Here is a 715-nt window from a genome sequence, read left to right on the forward strand (position 1 = left end):
AAAGACAGATGGAAAGCACTATGAATTATCAGTGGCAATGTCAGCATCACCAACAATGATGTCAGCAATCGAATATGACAAGGTGTTAAACATAGTAGATTTCGCAAACATGATGACATATGACTTAAACGGTGCATGGGGAGGATTCACGGCTCACCAGACAGCATTATACACAAACCCTGCATATGACGGAGGGGATGCATCACTTTCAGTAGATTCATGCATAAAATATCTTTAAAATAAATATGGAGATGACATAGATTACTCAAAGATAGTAGTGGGAGTGGCACCGTATACAAGAGGCTGGAAGGAAGTAAAGAAGGACACCGGAAGAGATCCAAAGAATCCGGGCTTATATGCAGACGCAACAGGAGAAAACGGAGTAACATATGCATACGGAGACATAGATTCATTAATAAGCAAGTATAACCTTACAAAGTACTGGGATGATGTGGCAAAGGCAAACTACTTCTACAGTGAATCAACAGGAATGTTCTTCACATGTGACACGGAAGAATCAGTAGCAGAAAAAGGAAAATATGTAAGAGAGAAACATTTGGGCGGACTTATTTCATGGATGGCATCACTTGACAGCACAAACTCAATTACAAAGACAATGAAAGAATCTCTTTATGGTTCAGAAGCATTACCAAAGCAGAATATAATAATTCCTGGAAATGACGGTGTTGAAACAACAGTAACAGCATCAGGAGAT

At 39.3% G+C, this 715-nt stretch carries 1 pseudogene; it reads left to right on the forward strand.

Features of this window, described 5'->3' with window-relative positions:
* Positions 1-58: 58 nt before the first annotated feature.
* Positions 59-715, forward strand: a pseudogene (locus tag DWW96_RS13765) (glycoside hydrolase family 18 protein); the annotation flags it as partial.

The sequence above is a fragment of the Eubacterium sp. AF17-7 genome (assembly GCF_003461285.1).
GTDB lineage: Bacteria > Bacillota > Clostridia > Lachnospirales > Lachnospiraceae > Eubacterium_U > Eubacterium_U album.